Here is a 591-nt window from a genome sequence, read left to right as displayed (position 1 = left end):
TTGGCACTGACAAAGATCAATCTAGTATCTAAAACATCAGTAATATTCACATTAGTCGCAGTATCAGGACCATGATTAGTTACATTAATAGTATACTCAACCAAAGCACCATTCAAAACAACACCAGACACATTCACAGTCTTAACAATACTCAAATTAATACTCTCAGTAACATTCAAAGTACTATTATTATCACCACTACTATTATTACCAGTATTATTCTGATCAGACCCAGTAACATTAGCCACATTACTTATATTTCCAGTACCATTCAACTGAACAATTAAGCTAATAATATAAGAATCACCATTCAAAATACTTGCAATAGTCCAATTAACAGACTGACCTACACGAGTAGGAGATCCATTGGCACTGACAAAGATCAATCTAGTATCTAAAACATCAGTAATATTCACATTAGTCGCAGTATCAGGACCAAAATTAGTTACATTAATAGTATACTCAACCAAAGCACCATTCAAAACAACACCAGACACATTCACAGTCTTAACAATACTCAAATTAATACTCTCAGTAACATTCAAAGTACTATTATTATCACCACTACTATTATTACCAGTATTATTCTGA

The 591-nt window shown here is 32.1% G+C and carries 1 pseudogene; it reads right to left on the bottom strand.

Annotation, left to right across the window (positions count from 1 at the left end):
* Positions 1-591: pseudogene (locus MBCUR_RS03465) on the bottom strand (hypothetical protein); the annotation flags it as partial.

It is taken from the genome of Methanobrevibacter curvatus (genome assembly GCF_001639295.1).
Lineage (GTDB): Archaea > Methanobacteriota > Methanobacteria > Methanobacteriales > Methanobacteriaceae > Methanoflexus > Methanoflexus curvatus.
This window is presented reverse-complemented; position numbering and strand designations above follow the sequence as displayed.